Below are 20087 nucleotides of genomic sequence, written 5' to 3' on the forward strand. Positions count from 1 at the left end.
CAATGGCTTTGACCAGCCGCAGAAAGCTTCAAGCCTGGTGTAACCGATGTCCGCTTTAGACGGCGGATTCAACCGGTCGATGCAACACCAAGCGTCGAATGGCGGGTCGAATCCATGAAGCTGAAGTTGCGCGGCGACGGGAGATGTCGCGTTGAGGTTGAGCAGGGGCCAGCGCTTACCTCACGCACGTCGACACAACAAGTTGGGTGAACCGGCGTCAGATTTCGGTCTGTTCCGAAATCTCCAACGCGTCATCGACTTCGATGGCGAGGTAGCGCACGGTCGATTCGAGCTTCGAGTGCCCCAACATCAGCTAAACCGCGCGCAAGTTCTTGATCCCTCGGCAGATCAGCGTTGTCTTCGTGCGTCGCGGGTGCCGTAGTCTGCCGGGTTAAGACCGAGCTCGACCACCCAGTGGTCAAGAATCCGGGCGTATCGGCGCATGCCCAAGTGCGGCGAGCCGTGGATGCGACTTGGAAACAGGAAGTCCTTGGACTTCAATTCGGCAAGCTGGATTCACCTCACGAGAGCCTCACGGGCGCCGGCGATAATCTCGAACTGTAGGGGGCGCTGTGTCTTGTGCCGCATCACGACGGCGCGAGAGGCGATCTGGTTCGCATGGCTCATATCACACCCTTGAGTGAAACGAGATCACAGCCGCGATGCTTGCTGTCGATTCCGAGAATGAACAGTGCAAGTTCGAGGGTCCGGTTTCTATCTGGAAGCAGTCGGGATAGGCACATTTCAGATCGCGTGCGCATCGCTATCACGGTCCAATGCCGCAGCTATTGCAGCATCGAAGTAGTTGCCCGAAGCTGAATGCAGGTGGCGACTCATGAGATTGCGCTCACTGGGATTCACCGCTGGAATTTTGTCCGTCGCACTAGATGCTGATCAAACGCGGGCGCCCTTGAGCCCATGGGCTGCGACAAGCCAAGCGGTGCCTATGGACAGGACGCAGGGCTTGCCGTGCAAGCAGCGACCCACGAAACATAGTTGGCCACTCTGGTGTAGACACCCACTTTGTTTGGCCTCGCACAGCCTTCCCCCCAACTCACTATGCCGGCCAACCTTGGATTGGTTGACGATTCCAATGTGAGCGGACCGCCGCTATCGCCTTGGCACGAATCGGTGCCACCGCTCATCTGGCCGGCGCAGATCATGTTGTCGGTAATCTGTCCGTCGTAAGCGAGCGCTCTGTTGCACATCTTTGTCGCAACCAGCGGGATGGTGGCGAATTGGAGCTTCCGAACGCTCTCGCCGCCGAATTGCGTCGCGCCCCACCCGGACACGTCGAGCGAGACGCCGTCTTTAAGTGCCAGTTGATCTTCGCCGCTAGACAACAGCGCAATGGACTTGATCTTCGTGATGTCGTCCATCGGCAGCGGAGAAGTGAGTTCGAGCAATGCGATGTCGTTGTCGTGCGTCTTGGCTACATAGTCGGACTTGACGATGATGCGGCGCACATTTCGACGGATACCGTTCTTGCCGAGATGATCGGTGCCAGCCGTCACGATGACGTCGCGAGCGGACGTCTTGGCCACACAATGCGCCGCTGTAACGATCCAAGTAGCCGAGTAAACGCTTCCGCCGCAAAAGTGCGCACGATAGTCGTCTGCGATCCAAGAGATTCCAAGCGATACTTGCCACGGAAAAGCAGAGATCGGCGCCGGCTTCCCGCTCACGATCTTCGGCTCTCGACCTTCGAAGAAAGCCTTCACGGTGTCGACATAGTCATCTGATCCGACAATCGGCGTGTCCGCCAATCTGGATGCGGTCGAAGCTGGCTGCGGTTGCGCGCCAAAGCTCACGCTCATGAAGCCAGCCGCCAGTCCGATATGCAACGCAGCGCGAAAGAAGTGTTTCATGAAGACCTCGTGTTTGGGGGAATGGCTTCAGCGACCGAAGAACCGTACGCGAATACCGTCTCCGGTCATGTCTGCAGCGGAAAAAAGCGTGGTGATCCGCTTTTCATCGACGCCGCTTTTTCTAAGCAAGTACAACGCGTGGTTGGCCCGCGCTTGCCTTGCGCCTGCGGTCTTCGCGTTGGGCGACTTTGCGGTAGCGATCGAGACCCACGAGATGGTGCGCTTTGCGCTGCGCAAGCGAGCCAGCGCATCTTGAAGCGAACGCGGATCGAGCAGGTCTTCAAATCCATCGGGAGAAGGAGGCGCGACCACCTCCAGAAGACTTTCGCCTGGATGGATGTTGATGATTGGTTTGTTCAGCGCCGTCACGTAGAAACGGTCGTCACTGCCGGGCAACGTCGCTGCGAGCCATGCGGAGCCGTCAGTACGGCGTTCCACGCTCTGAGCGACGAGCCGCGAGCCAGCCGGAATGGTTCTTGTGAGTCCGGCGCTGCTTGACGGATTGACCATCGCAACGAGATCGGTCGTCGCGACCGCTGAGCCGTGCGCGACGTATGCAGCGAGTTGGTTGTAGACGTCGGCGCGCGCCGATGCCTTGATGTCGTACCCAGCGTTTACGAAACCAAAATTTTCATTGTTGAAGCGAGCGCTCGACGGTTCGACGTAGCGCTGCTCGAATCCGAGTCCAGTGGAGACCCATGAGATATCAAACTGCTGCGAGTTCGGGCCCCAGAGACGCTCGATGGCGGCTGGAGAGACGAGCGATGCTTGCTGAGAATCGGCCAGTTCTGGATGGTCTCTGACCCACTGGCGTGCCGCTGCAGCAAACGAACTGGTTGCATTGCGAATGGCGAAGCGATCGATTTCCGAGAACCGACCGGTGCCGAGCGCAGATTCCCATGCCACTTTTTGGTTCGCCAACATGGTGCTGGTCGGCTGCAAGTACAGATTGGCAAGCGACCAATCCATCAATCCAGGCTGCTGGGCCGCGCCAGTTGCACTAAGAACATCTGTGCTGACTTCTTTAAATACGACACCAAACTCAGTGTCCGGCGACGGCAGGCGAGATACCAAGCCTTCTGTGAACGGACTCATCCGTCCAGGCTGTGATCTGGCCAATGCAGCCGTTCCAGGCTTCGCAGCGAAACCGACCAATGTGTTGATGCTGCTCGTTCTGCTCGGCGTGTCTCCTGTGCCCTTGCCGACAAGATTCTCGTTGTTGGGACCGCGTATGACAAAGTTGGCGATGGTCCGACACGCATCGACCATCATCAGCAGCACGCCAGGCTGCCGCTTACCAAGATAGTCTTGGATGCTCTCCAGCGCGGCAGCCGAGTTGGTCAAATCCAGATACTGAACAGGCGTCTTGAGATTCGCCGGCGCGATGTAGTTGCTTGAGCCGTACGCGAAACCGTGCCCGGAGAAGTAGAACAAGACAATGTCGCCTTCGCTGATTGTGCGGCGGAACGCGGGCAGAATTTCTTCTTCAAGCTGATTCATGGACTGCAAATCCGGCGCAACCGTGACCGTGAAGCCAAGGGCCATCAGCTTTTTGGCAATCTCCTGCTTGTCGACTTTCACGCTCGGCAACTGCGGAAGCGTTTGGTACGTCTCGACGCCGAGCACCAGTGCGAGCCGAGCGGGCTGCTTCTCGAAAAGATAGTCTTGCGCTGCGGCGTGCAATGCAGCGAAGCACAGACATAAGAAGACGCTGAGACGCCGACGGCAATTGCGTTCGAGGACCGTGGTCATGACGTCAAGTCTATCGGCAACGCATCGATCTCTTCCAGCCATTTAGCAGAGAGTGCATGGCGCGCGTTGTACTGGTCGATTCGCTGGCGGTTGGCATGGCCTTGTTTCAAGCCGAGATAGCGGATCGCATTGCCGCCGAAGAAGCGACCGGTCTGTGCTTGTGTCATCGGCAACGCAGTCAGCTCGGCGGCTATTGCGCTCTCATAGCTCTCGAACGCTTGCTCTTTTCCGAGCATGATCCAGTCGCTTCCATACATCAACGACCGCACCTTAGGGTCGTTCGCTTGCACATACTGACGCAACGATCGGCGTACGTGGTCTGCAATCTTCGGATCGCGATCTGGAAGAAGCTCCGCTAAGTAACTCATGTCCGCGAAGAGACGGTTATTTCCGAGTTCTTTGATGAGCCGGCTGAAGAGAGTCTCCCAGTCGACGGAAGCTGGATTGGCTCTGCTCTGCTCGAATCCACCGAAGTGCGCAAAGTTCACGCTGAGCTTTGGATAGCGCTGCAGCACTGGCCGCCAACCTTGCGGACTTGCACGATCCGAATAGCCAGCTGCCGCACCATTGCTGTGCGCCGTGTGCGCCATGATCGGCACGCCTGATGCCTGTGCGTATTCATACAGTTGGCCGAGAGCACCATCGAGCCGAGCCGGAAAACCGGCAATGCGCTTTGCGCGCTTCGGATAGCTCTGGCGAACGCGAGCGTTGTCGGTCGGTTTGAAGCCCATTGGCGGATACAGCTTGACGCCGAGAAAGCCCATGTCTTCGATGGCCCATTTGACGAGCTCAAGCGCTTGCTTCTGCTCGGCGGCACTGGTGCCGACCAGCTGTCGCCATGGATCGAACGGCACGAAGCAACGAACCGCCGCTGGCGCTTGCGATCTCTGGATCATCTCCATCACGCGAATTTGCGATTCCAGATCGGACCTTGGTTCGTCTTCGAGCCAGTAGCTGAAGTCGATGAGCGCCGGGGTGAAAAGACACGATCTACCGTTCGGCGCGTACAGCGACACCAGCTGAGATACGGTATCTCGGCGATCGAGAAGCAGAGTCTTAACCCACTGGACGTACCGCGAGATCGCGCCATTGCCGGTCAGCAATCCGCGTGCCATTTCGCGCGCATCGTCGGACGTAACCAGACTGGACCGGCTCGTGCGACCAATTTCTTGGTCGATGCGAGACAGCAAGACCGAGCGACCGGTTCTGTTCGCTGGTAACGGTGCAGCCGGAGTGCTTCGGCGATCGCTTCCACCGGTGCCAAGCACCGTGCTGATGGAATCTGTCAGTGCTTGCTCAGCTTGCGATGCTGCGGCGGCTCTGTCAGTTTGTCCAGCGGAACCGCCGCGCTGGATCTCGGCCAGCTCGGCATCGGCGGTTTTGGCGTTGGTGCCGATCATCTCGATGAGCACGGCGGCCAGCCACGGCAGCGCAGCGCGTTCCGATGGGCCGATCGAAACTTGATTCTCTTCGTCTCCGAGCGCCACGCGCTGGATGAAACCACGAACTGGCAAGTCCGCAGCATTGAAGACGTGGCAATGAACATCGACCAAGAAAGGCGCTGGAGCCGCACTCGGTTGGACTTGAGCGGACGTGCATCCGCCAAAGAGAAATCCGCCGGCCGCGACGGCTCCCGCCTGCGCCAAAAACTGGCGCCGATCCAAATGCAGTCCGCTGGTCATGCACTCCTCCAGACGCGTTGGCTACCGCAGCCGTCATCGGCTGTAAGTTTTTATTGCAGTTTCCGACGGCAATCTAAAACAGAAGCAATCAAAGGTCAATCCAAAAAAGTGTGGAGATTTTTACCGGATCAAAGCTGGACAATCGTACCAAAGGCAGTTCCCGAATGCGTCGCGGTGCAGCGGCCACGTTCTATGCGCTGGCGGCCCTGTGGCCGAACTCGAGGGAACTGACAGTGATCACGACGATCGCTGTCGCGCGAAGTCCGCTCTGGTTGCATGATCAATTTCCAACCCAGCACGCTCTGACTCAACGAACGTGATCATTCTCGTGCGCACCATACAGCAACATCGTTGAACAAAGGAACGTCGTGCGACTCACTCTGTACTTGGCAGCATCCGCGCTCTTGGCTTGTGGTTTGGCTGGATGCTCGAGCTATTCGTCGAGCCATCTGCGTCCGGACGATTCCAACGCTGGACTCGTTTACTTTCTGCCTAAGAAAGACGTCGTGGTCACGCTCACCGTGGCAAGCGGCCAATTGACCGGCGTGACGCTCAACGCGACCACCGCTTATCCGGATCGCAGCGCTGCATTCGTTCTGAACCATGAGGCCAACGGGCTCGCAAAGAACGTCACCAATTTCGAGATGAAAAATGGCTTGTTGACGTCATCGACCGGTACGTTGACAAGCGGCGTATCGGATGCGCTCAAGAATCTCGCCTCGTCTCGCGCCGCCTTGACTGGCGATCGCATGGCCAATCAATCGCGCGAGAACGGTGTTTGCAACGGCGATGGTAATCACACTTTCCAAGTGTAGTCCGACAGCGATGGCGGTCACACTTTAAGTTTGTCGACCGCCAGCACTCGTAACGCGGCCTGCGAAGTGGAGGTCACGATAAAGCGTCTAGCGCCAGTGAATGGCACCGAGAACACCGCACGGTCTGCCACTGATCTGACGACCGCATCACAGCGACGTGCTGGAATCTACTATCGACAATTGGAAGCGCTGCTGGTGGTCGCCAAGGGACACGGGATCGACGCCGCGTCCATTCTTTATGTGCCGGCTGCGCAGAGCTACTTTTTGCCGACAGGCTCGTCATTCTTCGCCAACAACGCTGTGGAGATCACGTTCGAAGACGGTGTACCGACCAAGTTCAAGCGCGATGCAGACGGTGAGTTGGTTGCTTTGCTGAAACTGCCAGCAGACGTCATCGGCGCTTACTTCACAGCCATCGGCGGCGTGTTCGATGCGTTCAAAAACCTAGACGCCAAAGAATTCGCCGCCTTGCAAGAATCGTCGAAACTCGAATCGGCCAAACAGAGGTACGCGGTGTGCGTGGCGGCCGCCAAAGCCGCGGACAACGACTTGGTTGCGAAGCCCGGCTGCGACAAGCTCTGATGCTTACATTTAAGAATCGGCGACCTGTCTGCCAGCAGCTGACGTACGCGTGGCGTTCACGCTTTTGCTTCTGCGTAGTGTTGGTGGCGTTGTCTTGCACAGGTTCTTCTTCAACACCAACAGTTGGCGTGAACTACTGCAACTTGGCGGTCAGCTGTCGGTTGGTCATTGCTTGTCCAACGTCGGCTTTCGCTGCATAGCCGACTCCCGCGGCAAGTCTCTGAAAAGGCTATTGAGATCTTCAATCCGCCTGCATTGATCGCCTGCCTTTCGGTGCGACCAATGTCCGAGATGGAGCGCAAAAAGCCGCCTCTGACTCAGACCATTGAGCCAATCTCCAATCTGCAAGCTGTCGACTACCTCTGCGAACGCCAGCACAGTTCACAGCCGTAAAGCAAGGGCCTTTTGCCGTCGCCATTCGCAATGCTGATTGCCGCTCGCTGATCGCACCAGTCAGAGCCCAATAGCCCCCACGATGTGATCCGCCAACAACCCAGCCGCCCGCGACAGACCCGCCGCCCGATGCAGCCGTATATCCGCCCCAGGCAGCCGCGGCATGCCATCGCGCTCCGATAGCGCCCGCAGCCTCGGCGGAAAGGTGCCCGACTTCACCACCGTCACCGCCAATCCCTGCGCCGCAATGGACTCCACGGCCGCGAGGCTGTGGCTCACGAAGGCCAGGCGCCATGGCCGCCCCGACGCATCGAGTGCCTCGGTCGCCCATTGGCGAAACAGGCAGCCCTGCGGATAGAGCGCGACCGGCAGCGGGTCCTGCGATTCCACCGATTGGGAAACGGACGTGGCCCACACCGCCTGTTCGCGCCGCAGCAGCTCGCCGCCGCCCTGGCCTTCGGGATGCATCGCGATCACGAGGTCGAAGTCCTCGCCCAGTCGCTCGGGCATGCGCGCGGTCAGGCCGGTCTCCATCTCGATGTGGATGCGCGGGTACGCGGCCACGAAGCTGGCGAGCACCGGCGGCACGACGAAGCTGCCGTAGTCGTCCATGACGCCGAGCCGCACGCGGCCCTCGACCTTGTGCTGCTGCAGATGGCCCACCGCCTCGTCGTTGAGCAGCAGGATGCGGCGCGCATAGCCGAGCAGCCCTTCGCCCGCGAGGCTCAGGTCGACGTTGACCTTGGTGCGGTGAAAGAGCGCGGCGCCCAGCCGCTCCTCGAGCCGCTTGATCTGCATGCTCACGGCCGACTGCGTGCGGTTCAGCGCGGTTGCCGCGCGCGTGAAGGAGCGATGGTCGGCCACGGCCACGAAGGCCTTCAGCAGCTCGGGGTCGAGCGTCGGGATGCTCATTCGATTCGTTGATCAGGGTGACCAAATAAATTCCATTGATTGATGATAGAGGGCTGCCTACGCTACTGTCACTTCATCGATCAGGGAGCACGGGCGTGGGAGAACTCTTGGGCATCGCGGCCGCGATGCTGTCCAGTGCGCTGGGCGGCGCGGCGGTGGGCGCAACGCGCTATGTCGCGGGCGTCATCGATCCGGTGGCACTCGGTGCCTTTCGTTTCGGCATCGGCTTCTGCCTGTTGCTGCCGATGGCGCTGCTGCGCACCGGCGAGTCGTGGCCCGCGCCGCGCGACTGGCCCGCGGCCGCCGGGCTGGGGCTGTTGTTCTTCGGCTTGTTCCCGCTGCTCTTCAATGCCTCGCTGCACCACACGACCGCCGCGCGCGGCGCGCTGGCGCTGTCGGCGCTGCCGCTGCTCACCATGGCCGTGGCGGGCGTGCTGCGCGTCGAACCCTTCACGCGGCGCAAGACGGTCGGCGTGCTGGTCGCGATGGCGGGCGTGGGGCTGGCGCTGCTGTCGGGACTGCGCACCGCGCCGCCCGATGCCTGGCGCGGCGACCTGCTGATGCTCGCGGCCGCCCTGTGCATGGCGTTCTACAGCGTGGGCTCGCGCCCGCTGATTCGCCGCTCGGGGCCGTTGACCTTCACCGCCGTGGCGATGGCGGTCGGCGCGCTGTGCCTCACCGGCATCGCTTGGCAGGGCGGCAGCTTCGCGCCCGTGGCTTCCTTCGGCACGGCTCAGTGGCTGGCCATCGCCTACCTCGGCGTGTTCGGTGGCGCGATCGTCTTCTTCCTCTGGGCTTTCGCGCTGGGCCGCACCACGCCCACGCGCGTGGCGATCTCGGTGACGGTCAATCCGGTGGCGGCGGGCCTGGTGGGGGCCTGGCTGCTGGCGGAGCCGCTGCGGTGGAACCTCGTCGCGGGGCTGCTGGCCGTGCTGGTGGGGATCGTGATTGCGGCGACCGGGGCTTCGCGCGGGTAGGCCGATTGCGCACTCGGCCAGGAAGGCCGGACCCCTGTACCTCCACCGGGGGACTGCCATCCCCCCCGCCCAGTCCTACATTCCCCCCATGACCGAGTCCTTCACCGTCCAGACCGAGTGGGTGCACCTCCAGTACGACGAGCACGCCGCCTTCACCGAGACCTACGGCTTCTCCGGCAACCAGGGCGCGGTGAACCTCGAGGCGATCCGCTTCAGGCCCGAGGGCCAGGCGTCCGACACGCTGATGGTCTTCATGCATCCCGCGTCGACGCTGCAGCTGCTGCCGGTGCCGCGCGCGATGGCGGCCACCGGCGCGCACGTGCTGTGCGCGGGCAGCCGCTACCAGCGCAACGACACGGCGCTGATCATGGAAAAAGTGTTCCTCGACCTGAGCGCCTACATCCGCCATGCGAAGCAGGTCTGGGGCTATCGCCACGTGGTGCTGGTGGGCTGGTCGGGCGGCGGGGCGCTGGCGGTGAGCTACCAGGCCGAGGCCGAGGATCCGCGCATCACGCACACGCCGGCCGGCGACGCGGTCGATCTCAAGGGCAAGGGACTGATCCCGGCCGACGCGGTGATCTACCAGGCCGCGCACCTCTCGCGTGCGCACCTGCTGGCCGAGACCATCGATCCCTCGGTGAAGGACGAGCTCAATCCCGACGACCGCGAGGTCGAGCTCGACATCTACGACCCGCGCAACCCGAACCAGCCGCCGTATTCGCCGGCCTACATCCAGCGCTACCGCGTGGCGCAGCTCGACCGCATGCGCCGCATCACGGCCTGGGCGCGGGCGAAGCTGGCCGAGCTCAAGGCGCGCAACACCGGCGAGATGGAGCGGCCTTTCCTCGTGCACCGCACGCTGGCCGATCCGCGCTTTCTCGATCCCACGCTCGACCCCAACGACCGCCGGCCGCGCTGGTGCTACATGGGCAATCCCGAAACGGTGAACTCCGGGCCGGTCGGGCTCGCGCGCTTCACCACCTTGCGCAGCTGGCTGTCGCAATGGTCGCTCGACGACTCCTGCGGCAACGGGCTCGAAGGCGCGCGCCGCATCCGCGTGCCGCTGCTGGTGATCGAGAACAGCGCCGACGACGCGGTGCCAACCACGCATCCCAAGATGCTGTTCGAGGCCGCGGCCTCGCCCGACAAGCTCTTTCGCGTGGTGAAGGGCGCGACCCACTACTATGCCGGCCAGCCCGAGCTGCTGCAGGAAGCCACGGCGCTGATCCGCGGCTGGCTGCAGGAGCGCAACCTGCTCGAGCGCTGAGTCCGTGAAGACCGGCACTGTCGCCGCAGTCGCTGCGATGGGGCCGGCGCTGGTCGTCGGCGTGGTCACGCTCGCGACCGCGGTCCAGCCGCTGGGCACCGACCTCTACCTCGCGGCGCTGCCCGCGATCCGCAACGAGTACGCGGCGCGCGTGGGCGTGGTGCAGCTCACGCTCGCGGTGCTGGTGTTCAGCTTCGGATTGAGCCAGCTGCTGTGGGGCCCGGCCTCCGACCGCTTCGGCCGCCGGCCGGTGCTGGTGGCGGGCTTCCTGCTGTACGCGGTGGGCGCCGCGGTGGGCGCGATGGCGCCGAACATCGAGGTGCTGATCGCCGCGCGCGCGGCGCAGGGCCTGGGCATCGCGGCCTGCATGGTCTGCGGCCGCGCGATCGTGCGCGACCTGTTCGAGCAGCAGCATGGCACGCACGTGATGACGGTCGCGATGTCGGTGCTGGCCTGCCTGACGATGCTGATCCCCGTAACCGGCGCGCTGCTGGCGCAGACCCTGGGCTGGCGCGCCACGCTATGGTCGATGGCGTTGTGCGGCCTGGCCGGCGCGCTGCTGGTGCTCGCGCGCGTGCCCGAGACCGCGCGCTCGCTCAAGCCCGATGCGCTGCGCCTCGGCCCGCTGCTCGCGGGCTATGCGCGCATCTCGCGCGATCCGGCCTTCCAGTCGTGGACGCTGCTCAACGCCTTCGGCTACGCGGCCAACTTCGGTTTCTTCTCGAGCTCGGCCTACCTCTTCATCGAGACCTTCGGCGTCTCGCGCGTGGGCTTCGGCCTGGTGATCGGCGGCGCCTCGGTCACCTACCTCGCGGGCACCATGCTGTGCCGGCGCTGGATCGCGGCGCACGGCATCGTGACCTCGGTGCGGCGCGCCGGTTTCCTGTCGCTGCTGGCGGCGCTGCTGCTGGTGGTGCCGCAGCTTGCCGGCGCGCACACGGCCGGCACGCTCACGGCGGGCCTGTGGCTGATGCTGCTGGCCTACGGCATCCATCAGCCCTGCGGCCATGTCGGCATGGCCACGCCGTTCCCGTTGCAGGCCGGCGCGGCCTCGGCGCTCGGCGGCTTCATCTTCGCGGGCGCGGCCTTCCTCTGCGGCGGCTGGATGGGCCTGATGTACCGCAGCGGCAGCGCCGCCGTGCTGTCGCTCACCACCGGCGTGCTCGCGGCCGCGGCCGGCACGATCGCGCTGACCTTGGTACAACGTCATGGCCGGCCCGTGCCCGCGCGGCCCGCCGTGCCCTGAATCCGCTTTCCATTCCTTCCAGGAGACATCATGCGCAACGACAACGCCTACATCGTCGGCTGGGGCCACACGCCCTTCGGCAAGCTGGACAACGCCGAGCTCGAGCAGCTCATCCGCGACGCCGTGCAACCCGCGCTCGACAGCGCGGGCGTGGCGGCCGAGGACATCGACGGCATCTTCGTGGGCCACTTCAACGCCGGCTTCGTCGGCCAGGACTTCACGGCCTCGCTGCCCGCGGTGGCCATGCCCGAGTTCCGCCACACGCCGGCCGTGCGCTGCGAGAACGCCTGCGCCACCGGCTCGGCCGCGATCTGGGCCGCGCTCGACGCCATGGCCGCGGGCCGCATGAAGCGCACGCTGGTGATCGGCATGGAGCGCATGAACGGCCTGCGCACGCCCGAGGTGGCGGCCACGCTGATCAAGTGTTCGTACGTGAAGGAGGAGGGCGCCGACCCGGCCGGCTTCGCGGGCATCTTCGGCGGCATTGCGAGCAACTACTTCGAGCGCTTCGGCGACCAGTCCGATGCGCTCGCAGCCATCGCGGCCAAGAACCACGCCAACGGCATGCACAACCCCTATGCCCACATGCGGCGCGACTTCGGCTTCGACTTCTGCCGCACGCCCTCGGACAAGAACCCCTTCGTGTCGGGTCCGCTCAAGCGTTCCGACTGCTCGCTGGTGTCCGACGGCGCCGCCGCGCTGGTGCTGTCGACCGAGCCGCTCGCGGGCGCCAGGGTGCCCGCGGTGCGCTGGCGCTCGCGCACGCACGTCAACGACTTTCTGCCGATGTCGCGGCGCGACCCGACGAAGTTCGAGGGCGCAGCGATGGCGTGGAAGAAGGGCCTGGCCTCGGCCGGCGCCTCGCTCGACGACCTGGGCTTCGTCGAGACGCACGACTGCTTCACCATCGCCGAGCTGCTCGAGTACGAGGCCATGGGGCTCGCGCCGCACGGCGAGGGCGCGCGCGTGATCCTCGACGGCGTGACGCGCAAGGACGGTCGGCTGCCGGTCAACCCTTCGGGCGGACTCAAGTCCAAGGGCCATCCGATCGGCGCCACCGGCGTGTCGCAGCACGTGATGGCCGCGATGCAGCTCTCGGGCACGGCCGGCGGCATGCAGGTCGAGCGCACGCGCATGGGCGCGGTGTTCAACATGGGCGGCTCGGCGGTGGCCAGCTACCTCAGCATCCTGGAGCCGGCCTCGTGAGTGCGGCGCAGGCGATGAACCTGGGCCGGCTGCTCACGCAGACGGCCGCGCTCTTTGCCGATCGGCCGGGCCTCATCCAGGAGGGCGGGCGCAGCTGGACCTGGGGCGAGATCGAGGCGCGCGTGGCCGCGATGACCGCGGCGCTGCGCGCGCTCGGATTGAAGAAGGGCGACCGCATCCTCGTGCAGTCGCGCAACAACCTGCAGATGTTCGAGAGCTGCTGGGTCGCGTTCCGCCTCGGCTGCGTCTGGGTGCCGACCAATTTCCGGCTCACTCCCCCCGAGGTGGCCTACCTCGGCGCGTCGAGCGGCGCGGTCGCGATGATCGTGGAGGACATCTTCCCCGGCCACACCGACGCGGTGCGCGCGGCCTCGCCGGCGCTCGCGCACGTGGTCGCGATCGGCCGCGCGCGCGAGGGCGAGCATTCGTACGAAGAGCTGCTGCGCGCGCACGAGGCGCACGACGCATCGCAGTCCGAGCACGAGACCGTCGACCGCGACGACCCGCTGTGGTTCTTCTACACCTCGGGCACCACCGGCCGGCCCAAGGCCGGCGTGCTCACGCACGGGCAGATGGCCTTCGTGGTCGCCAACCACTTGGCCGACCTGATCCCGGGCACGACCGAGCACGACCGCTCGATCGCGGTCGCGCCGCTGTCGCATGGTGCGGGCATCCATGCGCTGCTCAACGTGGCGCGCGGCGCTGCCACCGTGCTGCCTGCCAGCGAGAGGCTCGACCCTGAGGCCTTCTGGGCCTCGGTGCAGACGCACCGCGTCAGCAACCTCTTCACCGTGCCGACCATCGTCAAGATGCTGGTCGAGCATCCGGCGGTCGACCGCTACGACCACAGCTCGCTGCGCCACGTGATCTACGCGGGCGCCCCGATGTACCGCGCCGACCAGAAGCTCGCGCTGAAGAAGCTCGGCAAGGTGCTGGTGCAGTACTTCGGGCTCGGCGAGGTCACGGGCAACATCACGGTGCTGCCGGCCGCCATGCATTCGGCCGACGACGAGGACCCGAACGCCAACATCGGCTCGTGCGGCCGCGCGCGCACCGGCATGGAGGTGGCGATCCTCGATGCCGACTTGCGGCGCCTGCCCACGGGCGAGGTCGGCGAGATCTGCGTGCGCGGCCCCGCCGTGTTCGCGGGCTACCACGGCAACGAGGAGGCCACGCGCAAGGCGCTGCGCGGCGGCTGGTTCCACACCGGCGACCTCGGCCGGCTCGATGCGCGCGGCCTGCTCTACATCACCGGCCGCGAGTCCGACATGTACATCTCGGGCGGCTCCAACGTCTACCCGCGCGAGGTCGAGGAGGTGCTGCTCACCCATCCCGCGGTGGCCGAGGTGGCGGTGCTCGGCGTGCCCGATCCCAAGTGGGGCGAGGTGGGCGTGGCCGTGGTGGTGCGGCGCGAGGGCGCGCAGGTCGATTGCGATGCGCTGATCGCGCACCTCGACGGACGCTGTGCGCGCTACCGCTGGCCGCACCACGTGTTCTTCTGGGAGGCCTTGCCGAAGTCGGGCTACGGGAAGATCGCGAAGAAGGACATCCGGCAACTGCTGGTCGAGCGCGGGGAGATTGCGAACCCGTAGCGCGTGGCCACGATCATTGGCGTGGGCGATCGGCGCAGGCCGTGACGGCGTAGTGGTCGTCGTCGGTCAGGATGGCCTTCACCTCGGGCAGCGCCGACAGGTGCCGCAGCAGCCCGGCATCGTTGACGGTCGACAGCAGGATCGCGGCCTCGCCGAAGGTGGCGGCCGTGACCGGCGTGTAGCGCGCGGCGTTCATCGAGAAGGCATCGGCCCCCACGAACGCATAGGCCAGCTTCATGAAGGCTGCATGCAGCCGGTACAGCGGCGCGCTGTACTTGCGGTCGTTGGGGCTGATGGCGTAGCTGGTGTGCACGCCCTGGTCGGCCAGCCAGGACAGGTACAGCGGCTGGCTCGATTCCACGAACGCGCGCTCGGTGAGGCCGTAGCGCTCGAGCAGCGCGCTGAGCCGGTGCGTCGCCTGGTGGGCGGTCCAGGGCGAGAGCTTTCGCAGATCCTTCGCATCGAGCCAGAAGAGACCGTTGCGCGGGGCGCTCGACAGCACCGCTTCCAGCCGCAGCGGCCGGCCGTCGAACAGGGTGTAGGGCCGGTCGTGCGAGACCACGAAGTCGTCCAGCTCGGGGTCGAAGAGCACGTCGATCTCCACGCCGGCCGCGCCGCGCCTGAAGGCCTCCGCCACGGCCCGCAGGCTGTTCTCGCCACCGGTGGCCGCATGGCCGCGATGGGCCCAGACCTTCTGGCAGGAGGCAAAGACGAAGGCCGATGCCCGCGCCGCCGCCTGCCGGTAGAGCAGGTCGCTCAGCGACAGCAGGAGGCCGAGCAGGAAGAGCGGCACCAGCAGCCATCGCCACCGACGCCATCGAGCGGTTGCACCAGCCATGGAACCTCGCGACGTGGAGTGGACGGAGTGCGATGCGGGCCAGCGGATTGGCCGGTGCAGTGTAGGTGGCTTGCGGCCGGGCCGAGGCGCGAGGTGCCTTGCCCCGCTATATTGAAAGCCTTTGGCAACTACAGAGAAATCAACATGGCAAAAGCCTATTGGGTCAGTGCATACCGTGCCGTCAAGGACGCCGACAAACTCGCGGCCTACGCGAAGCTGGCCGGTCCGGCCATCGCCGCGGGCGGCGGGCGTTTCCTGGCACGCGGCCTGCCCGCCAAGACCTACGAATACGGTCTGGCCGAACGCACCGTGCTGATCGAGTTCGACAGCGTGGCGCAGGCTACGGCCACCCACGACAGCCCCGACTACCAGGCCGCGCTGGTCGCGCTGGGCGACGGCGCCGAGCGCGATCTGCGGATCATCGAAGGCACCTGAGCGAAGCGGGAGCGGGCCGGACCGGGGCCCGCTTCAGTCCAGCGTGATCCCCGTGCGCCTGGACAGCGCCGCGTACTTGTCGACCTGCTGGCGCAGGAAGGCGGCGAAGGCCGCCGGCGGCGCGACCGAGACCTCGACCCCGCCGGCCGCCAGCCGGTCATGCACCTGCGGGGTCTGCAGAGTCCGGGCGAGTGCGCTGCTCAGCGCCTCGACCTGCACTGCCGGCGTGTGCGCCGGTGCCACGAAACCATAGAAGCCGATCAGCTCGAAGCCGGGCAGCGACTCCGCGATCGCGGGCAGCTGCGGATAGGACGCGGCCCGCCGCGCGCTGGTGATGCCCAGCGCGCGCAGGCGCTGCGACTGCAGGTGCGGCAGCGCGCTCTCCAGGGTGACGAAAGCCAGCGGCAGATCGCCGTTGAGCAGCGCGCGGTAGATCTGCGCGCTGCCGTTGTAGGGCACGTGCTCGAGCGTCACGTCGGCCTCGATGGCGAGCAGCTCGCCGGCCAGGTGCGACACCGAGCCGATGCCCAGCGACGCGTACTGCAGCGGCGGATCGGTGCGCCTTGCCAGCGCGATCAACTGGGCCACGTCGCGCGCGGCGAAGCCCGGCTGCGTGACCAGCACGACGATCGAATGGCCGCCGAGGCACAGGGGCTCGAAATCGTCGAGCGCGTCGTAGGGCATCTGCTGGCGCATGGCCTCGTTGGCGGCATGCGGCGAGAACACCATGCCGATGGTGTTGCCGTCGGGCGCGGCCATGGCCACGGCCTGCGTGCCGACGATCATGCCGCCGCCCGCGCGGTTGTCGACCACCACCGGGCGATCGAGCACGCTCGACAGCTCCCGGGCGATCAACCGTGCCATGAAGTCGGCGGCGCCGCCCGGGGCCTGCGGCACGATCATGCGCAGGGGCCGGCCCGTGTCATTGGCGGCCAGCGCGTGGCGGCCGGACAGGCCGGCGCACGCGATGGCGGCGAGCAGAGCGCGCCGCGTCGCCAGCGTGTTGCCGTTCACCGCCGCAGCCTGCGCGAGGCGCGCCGGAACTCGTCGGCCAGCGCCGCGGCCGAGGGGGTCAGCGGCCGCTTCGTCGGCGTCACGAGGTGCTGCACGGCCGGCGGCAGATCGAGCTTGATGGGCAGGACCTTGAGCAGCCCGCGTTCGCGCAAGGGCTCCAGCCCGCCCAGGCTGTTGAGCGTGACGAGGTCGCTCTGCAGCAGCATCGACACCAGCGCGCTCGAGGAATCGCAATGCGCCACCAGCGTCGGCGCCGGCAGGCCCTGCCGGGTCATCAGCGTGACGATCATCGGCCCGCCCGACTGCTGCACGCTGTAGAGCCAGCCATAGGGCACCAGCGCGGCCAGGTCGCGCGCATCGGCGGCCGGATGGCCCGCGCGCACGACGATGCCCATGTCGGAACTGCACAGCTGCTCGGTGTGCAGGTCGGACAGGCTCTGGTCGGTGGGCAGCGGGCCGACCGCGAAGTCGATCCGGGCTTCGCGCAGCGCCGCGATGGTCGACGACGAGCGGCCGCCGAGCACGCTGATCAACGCATTCGGCGTGTGCTCGCGAAAGCGCGCCACCGCCGTCGGCAGCAGCATGGCCTCGGCCGTGGCCGACAGGCCCACCGTGATCAGCTTGCGGCCCTCGCCGCCGGCGCTCTCGAGCTCTTCCTGCAGATGGCGCAGCTCGGCATCGATCACGCGCGCGCGGCGCAGCACGATGCGGCCGAACTCGGTGGGCTCGACGCCGCGCGCGGAGCGCACCAGCAGCGGCACGCCCAGCGATTTCTCGAGCGCGGTGAGGTTCTTGCTGACGGCCGCCTGCGCAAGGCCGAGCTTGCGCGCGGCGGATCGAACGCTGCCGGTTTCGATGACGGCTATCAGATCTCGGAGGTGGGCCTCGCGCACTTTGTCTCGTGTCTCGTTGTCGTTGTGATCGGCCGGATTATCCGGCAAGCGTTCCCGGGGCGCAGCGCGGCCGCGGGCGTATGCGGCATGCGCCGCAACGAGGGAAACGCCAGCATCCATGCGGGTTTGCGGCGTTCGCGGTGCATCGGGAGCCGATGACATGTGCCCACCTTTGGTGAACGAGTTAACCGCCGATGTCCTTCCGGGGCGCCACGGGCCGCGACTAACCTCTGCCGCTTTCGCGCCGCGGCGCCGGCGCATCCGAACAAGAACAGAGACATGCGACTTCCCGCTACAGATCGCGCCAGGCCTTCATGAACAGGTCCCTCCTGTCGCTCGCGCTGGTCGCGGCCTTTCCCTGCGTTGCAACCGATGCCATGGCCCAGGACGCGCCCGAGCGCGCCAAGTCGCTCGGCATCGTCACGGTCACCGGCGCCCGGCCGAGTTCGCTGCCCACGCAGATTCCCACCACCATCGAGGGCGTGACGCGTGCCGAGATCGAGACGCGCGTGAACGCCACCGACAGCGAGGACGCGCTCAAGTACCTGCCGAGCCTGCTGGTGCGCAAGCGCTACATCGGCGACTACAACCACGCGATCCTTTCCACGCGCGCCTCGGGCACCGGCAACAGCGCGCGCTCGGCCGTCTATGCCGACGGCATCCTGCTGTCGAACTACCTGGGCAACGGCATCGCCAACGGCACCAATTTCGCGCCGCGCTGGGGCCTGGTCACGGCCGAGGAGATCGAGCGGGTCGACGTGATGTATGGCCCGTTCTCGGCCGCGTACCCGGGCAACTCGGCGGGCGCGGTGGTCGACTACGTGACGCGCATGCCCGACAAGCTCGAGGCCCATGTGAAGGCGGGCTTCTCCTCGCAGCCCAACGAGCTCTACCGCACGAAGAAGAGCTTCAACGGCTGGCAGACCAGCGCCTCGCTGGGCAGCCGCAGCGGCGACTGGTCCTGGTGGATCGACGTCAACCGTACCGACAGCCAGGGGCAGCCGCTGACCTTCACCACGGCGACGCTGGCGTCCACCATGGCCAGCGGCGCGGGAACGCCGGTGTTCGGCGCGGTGCCCGGCCTCAACACCACCAACGCCCCGTGGCTGATCCTCGGCGCGGGCACGCAATACCGCACCGTGCAGGACCACGCCAAGCTCAAGCTGGCCTACGACATCTCGCCCACGCTGCGCGCGAGCTACACGCTCGGCTGGTGGCAGAACGCGGGCAGCGGGCAGAGCGAGAGCTACCTCGTCGATGCACGCGGCCAGCCGGTCTACAGCGGGCCGGTCAACATCGGCGGGCGCAGCTTCACGCTCGCGCCCACGGCCTTTCCGTGGACCGAGGACCGCGCCACGCACTTCATGCACGGGCTGTCCGTCAAGAGCAACACCCAGGGCGCCTTCGACTGGGAGGTGGCCGCCAGCCTCTACGACTACGCCAAGGACACGCAGCGCTCGCCCACGGTCGCGCTGCCGCTGGCGGCCCTCGGCGGTGCCGGCACCTTGCAGGACCAGGGCGGCACCGGCTGGAACACGCTCGCGGCCAAGGGCACCTGGCGCCCGCAGGGCGTGGGCGGTGCGCACGTGGTGGACTTCGGCGTCGGCCGCGATGCCTACAAGCTCGTCATCGCCAAGACCAACGTGCTCGGCGGCTGGCAGGACGGCCCCGCGTTCACGCCCGTGAGCCAGGTGGGAGGGCGCAGCCAGACGTTCAGTGCCTGGGCGCAGGACGCATGGTCCTTCGCGCCGCAATGGAAGAGCGTGCTCGGGCTGCGCTACGAGAAGTGGAAGGCCACGGACGGCTTCACCGCCACGGCCACGAGCGCACAGCCCTATGCCTCGCGCAGCGAGTCCGACCTCTCGCCCAAGGCCGCCCTGGCCTACCAGCTCGCGCCTTCGACGGTGATCAAGGCCTCGGTGGGCCGTGCGGTGCGCTATCCGACGGTGGGCGAACTCTATGGCGCGACCTCGGGCGGCGCGCTCTCGTTCGTCAACGACCCGAACCTCGAGCCCGAGAAGTCGTGGACCGGCGAACTCACGGCCGAACAGGACCTGGGCAACGGCCTGCTGCGCGCCACGCTGTTCCACGAGACCACGAAGAACGCGCTCTACAGCCAGTTGATCCCGAACTCGACCGTCTCGCGCGTGCAGAACGTCGACCGGATGCGCACCACCGGCGTGGAGCTTGCCTACACCGGGCAGGACGTCGGCATCCAGGGCCTCGACCTCGGCGGCAGCCTGACCTATGCCGATTCGAAGACCGTGGCCGACGCGGCCTTTCCGGCGGCGGTGGGCAAGTGGCAGCCGCGCGTGCCGCGCTGGCGCGCCACGGCCTACGCCACCTACAAGCCCGATGCGCGCTGGGCCTTCACGGTGGCCGCGCGCTACAGCGGCCGGCAGTACTCGAACCTCGACAACAGCGACGTCAACGCCTTCGCCTACTTCGGGGCGAGCCGCTACTTCACGGTGGACCTGCGCGTCCGCTACCAGATCGACAAGCAGTGGTCGGCAGCCTTCGGCATCGACAACGCGAACAACGACCGCTACTGGAACTTCCACCCGTACCCGCAACGCACCTACACGGCCGAACTGCGCTTCGACCTGTGAGGGGCC

16 protein-coding genes and 1 pseudogene are annotated in these 20087 nt (G+C 65.9%); 9 read left to right on the forward strand and 8 right to left on the reverse strand.

From position 1 onward, the window contains the following. Positions 1 to 217: 217 nt before the first annotated feature. The 4 genes and pseudogenes from AC07PU_RS01825 to AC07PU_RS01840 all read right to left on the reverse strand — a co-directional run. Positions 218 to 764, reverse strand: a pseudogene (locus AC07PU_RS01825) (tyrosine-type recombinase/integrase); the annotation flags it as partial. 180 nt (positions 765 to 944) lie between these two features. After that, positions 945 to 1868: a serine protease gene (locus AC07PU_RS01830; protein ID WP_495314749.1), complete on the reverse strand. Its 924-nt coding sequence runs from the start codon at positions 1866 to 1868 to the stop codon at positions 945 to 947. A 27-nt stretch (positions 1869 to 1895) separates the two neighbouring features. Continuing rightward, positions 1896 to 3620, reverse strand: coding sequence for a caspase family protein (locus AC07PU_RS01835; RefSeq protein ID WP_495314751.1), 1725 nt, complete (start codon positions 3618 to 3620; stop codon positions 1896 to 1898). Continuing rightward, positions 3617 to 5302 (reverse strand): amidohydrolase family protein, encoded by a 1686-nt coding sequence (locus tag AC07PU_RS01840; RefSeq protein WP_495314753.1) that lies wholly within the window; start codon positions 5300 to 5302, stop codon positions 3617 to 3619. The genes AC07PU_RS01835 and AC07PU_RS01840 overlap by 4 nt, the downstream gene beginning before the upstream one ends. Positions 5303 to 5808: 506 nt before the next feature. Here AC07PU_RS01840 and AC07PU_RS01845 point away from each other — a divergent pair. Together AC07PU_RS01845 and AC07PU_RS01850 are read left to right on the forward strand one after the other, a co-directional pair. Further along, positions 5809 to 6117 carry a hypothetical protein gene (locus tag AC07PU_RS01845; protein WP_495314755.1) on the forward strand — a complete coding sequence of 103 codons (309 nt, stop codon included), beginning with the start codon at positions 5809 to 5811 and terminating at the stop codon, positions 6115 to 6117. 180 nt (positions 6118 to 6297) lie between these two features. Continuing rightward, a complete protein-coding gene (locus AC07PU_RS01850; RefSeq protein WP_495314757.1) occupies positions 6298 to 6699 on the forward strand; it encodes a hypothetical protein in 402 nt (133 codons plus the stop codon). Positions 6700 to 7152: 453 nt separating this feature from the next. Here the strand turns inward: AC07PU_RS01850 and AC07PU_RS01855 are convergent, their stop codons facing one another. Next, the gene (locus AC07PU_RS01855; protein ID WP_495314759.1) at positions 7153 to 8004 is read right to left on the reverse strand and encodes a LysR family transcriptional regulator; all 852 of its coding nucleotides are present in this window, start codon (positions 8002 to 8004) and stop codon (positions 7153 to 7155) included. Positions 8005 to 8099: 95 nt separating this feature from the next. On the opposite strand from AC07PU_RS01855, the gene AC07PU_RS01860 reads away from it, so the two are divergent. From AC07PU_RS01860 to AC07PU_RS01880, 5 genes are all read left to right on the forward strand, one after another. Further along, positions 8100 to 8981: a DMT family transporter gene (locus AC07PU_RS01860; RefSeq protein WP_495314761.1), complete on the forward strand. Its 882-nt coding sequence runs from the start codon at positions 8100 to 8102 to the stop codon at positions 8979 to 8981. 88 nt (positions 8982 to 9069) lie between these two features. Next, positions 9070 to 10248 (forward strand): alpha/beta hydrolase family protein, encoded by a 1179-nt coding sequence (locus AC07PU_RS01865; protein ID WP_489040430.1) that lies wholly within the window; start codon positions 9070 to 9072, stop codon positions 10246 to 10248. Positions 10249 to 10252: 4 nt separating this feature from the next. After that, entirely contained in the window at positions 10253 to 11494 is a 1242-nt protein-coding gene (locus AC07PU_RS01870) for an MFS transporter (RefSeq protein WP_495314764.1), read from the forward strand. A gap of 30 nt (positions 11495 to 11524) precedes the next feature. Further along, positions 11525 to 12700, forward strand: a complete 1176-nt coding sequence (locus AC07PU_RS01875) for an acetyl-CoA acetyltransferase (RefSeq protein WP_431514352.1) — start codon at positions 11525 to 11527, stop codon at positions 12698 to 12700. Positions 12701 to 12714: 14 nt separating this feature from the next. Continuing rightward, positions 12715 to 14292: an acyl-CoA synthetase gene (locus AC07PU_RS01880; RefSeq protein WP_495315791.1), complete on the forward strand. Its 1578-nt coding sequence runs from the start codon at positions 12715 to 12717 to the stop codon at positions 14290 to 14292. A gap of 13 nt (positions 14293 to 14305) precedes the next feature. On the opposite strand, the gene AC07PU_RS01885 is transcribed toward AC07PU_RS01880, so the two are convergent. Then, the gene (locus AC07PU_RS01885) at positions 14306 to 15085 is read right to left on the reverse strand and encodes a glycerophosphodiester phosphodiesterase (RefSeq protein ID WP_495314766.1); all 780 of its coding nucleotides are present in this window, start codon (positions 15083 to 15085) and stop codon (positions 14306 to 14308) included. Between the two features lie 189 nt (positions 15086 to 15274). Here AC07PU_RS01885 and AC07PU_RS01890 point away from each other — a divergent pair, with 189 nt between their 5' ends. Continuing rightward, a complete protein-coding gene (locus AC07PU_RS01890) occupies positions 15275 to 15565 on the forward strand; it encodes a DUF1330 domain-containing protein (RefSeq protein WP_093347137.1) in 291 nt (96 codons plus the stop codon). Between the two features lie 33 nt (positions 15566 to 15598). Here the strand turns inward: AC07PU_RS01890 and AC07PU_RS01895 are convergent, their stop codons facing one another. Beyond that, positions 15599 to 16579 carry a tripartite tricarboxylate transporter substrate-binding protein gene (locus tag AC07PU_RS01895; protein ID WP_495314768.1) on the reverse strand — a complete coding sequence of 327 codons (981 nt, stop codon included), beginning with the start codon at positions 16577 to 16579 and terminating at the stop codon, positions 15599 to 15601. Further along, positions 16576 to 17472 carry a LysR family transcriptional regulator gene (locus AC07PU_RS01900; RefSeq protein WP_057594162.1) on the reverse strand — a complete coding sequence of 299 codons (897 nt, stop codon included), beginning with the start codon at positions 17470 to 17472 and terminating at the stop codon, positions 16576 to 16578. Before AC07PU_RS01900 ends, AC07PU_RS01895 begins: the two co-directional genes overlap by 4 nt. A 314-nt stretch (positions 17473 to 17786) precedes the next feature. Here AC07PU_RS01900 and AC07PU_RS01905 point away from each other — a divergent pair, with 314 nt between their 5' ends. Further along, positions 17787 to 20081 (forward strand): TonB-dependent receptor, encoded by a 2295-nt coding sequence (locus tag AC07PU_RS01905; RefSeq protein WP_495314771.1) that lies wholly within the window; start codon positions 17787 to 17789, stop codon positions 20079 to 20081. Positions 20082 to 20087: the final 6 nt, after the last annotated feature.

The organism is Variovorax sp. GW821-FHT10D07 (genome assembly GCF_059415325.1).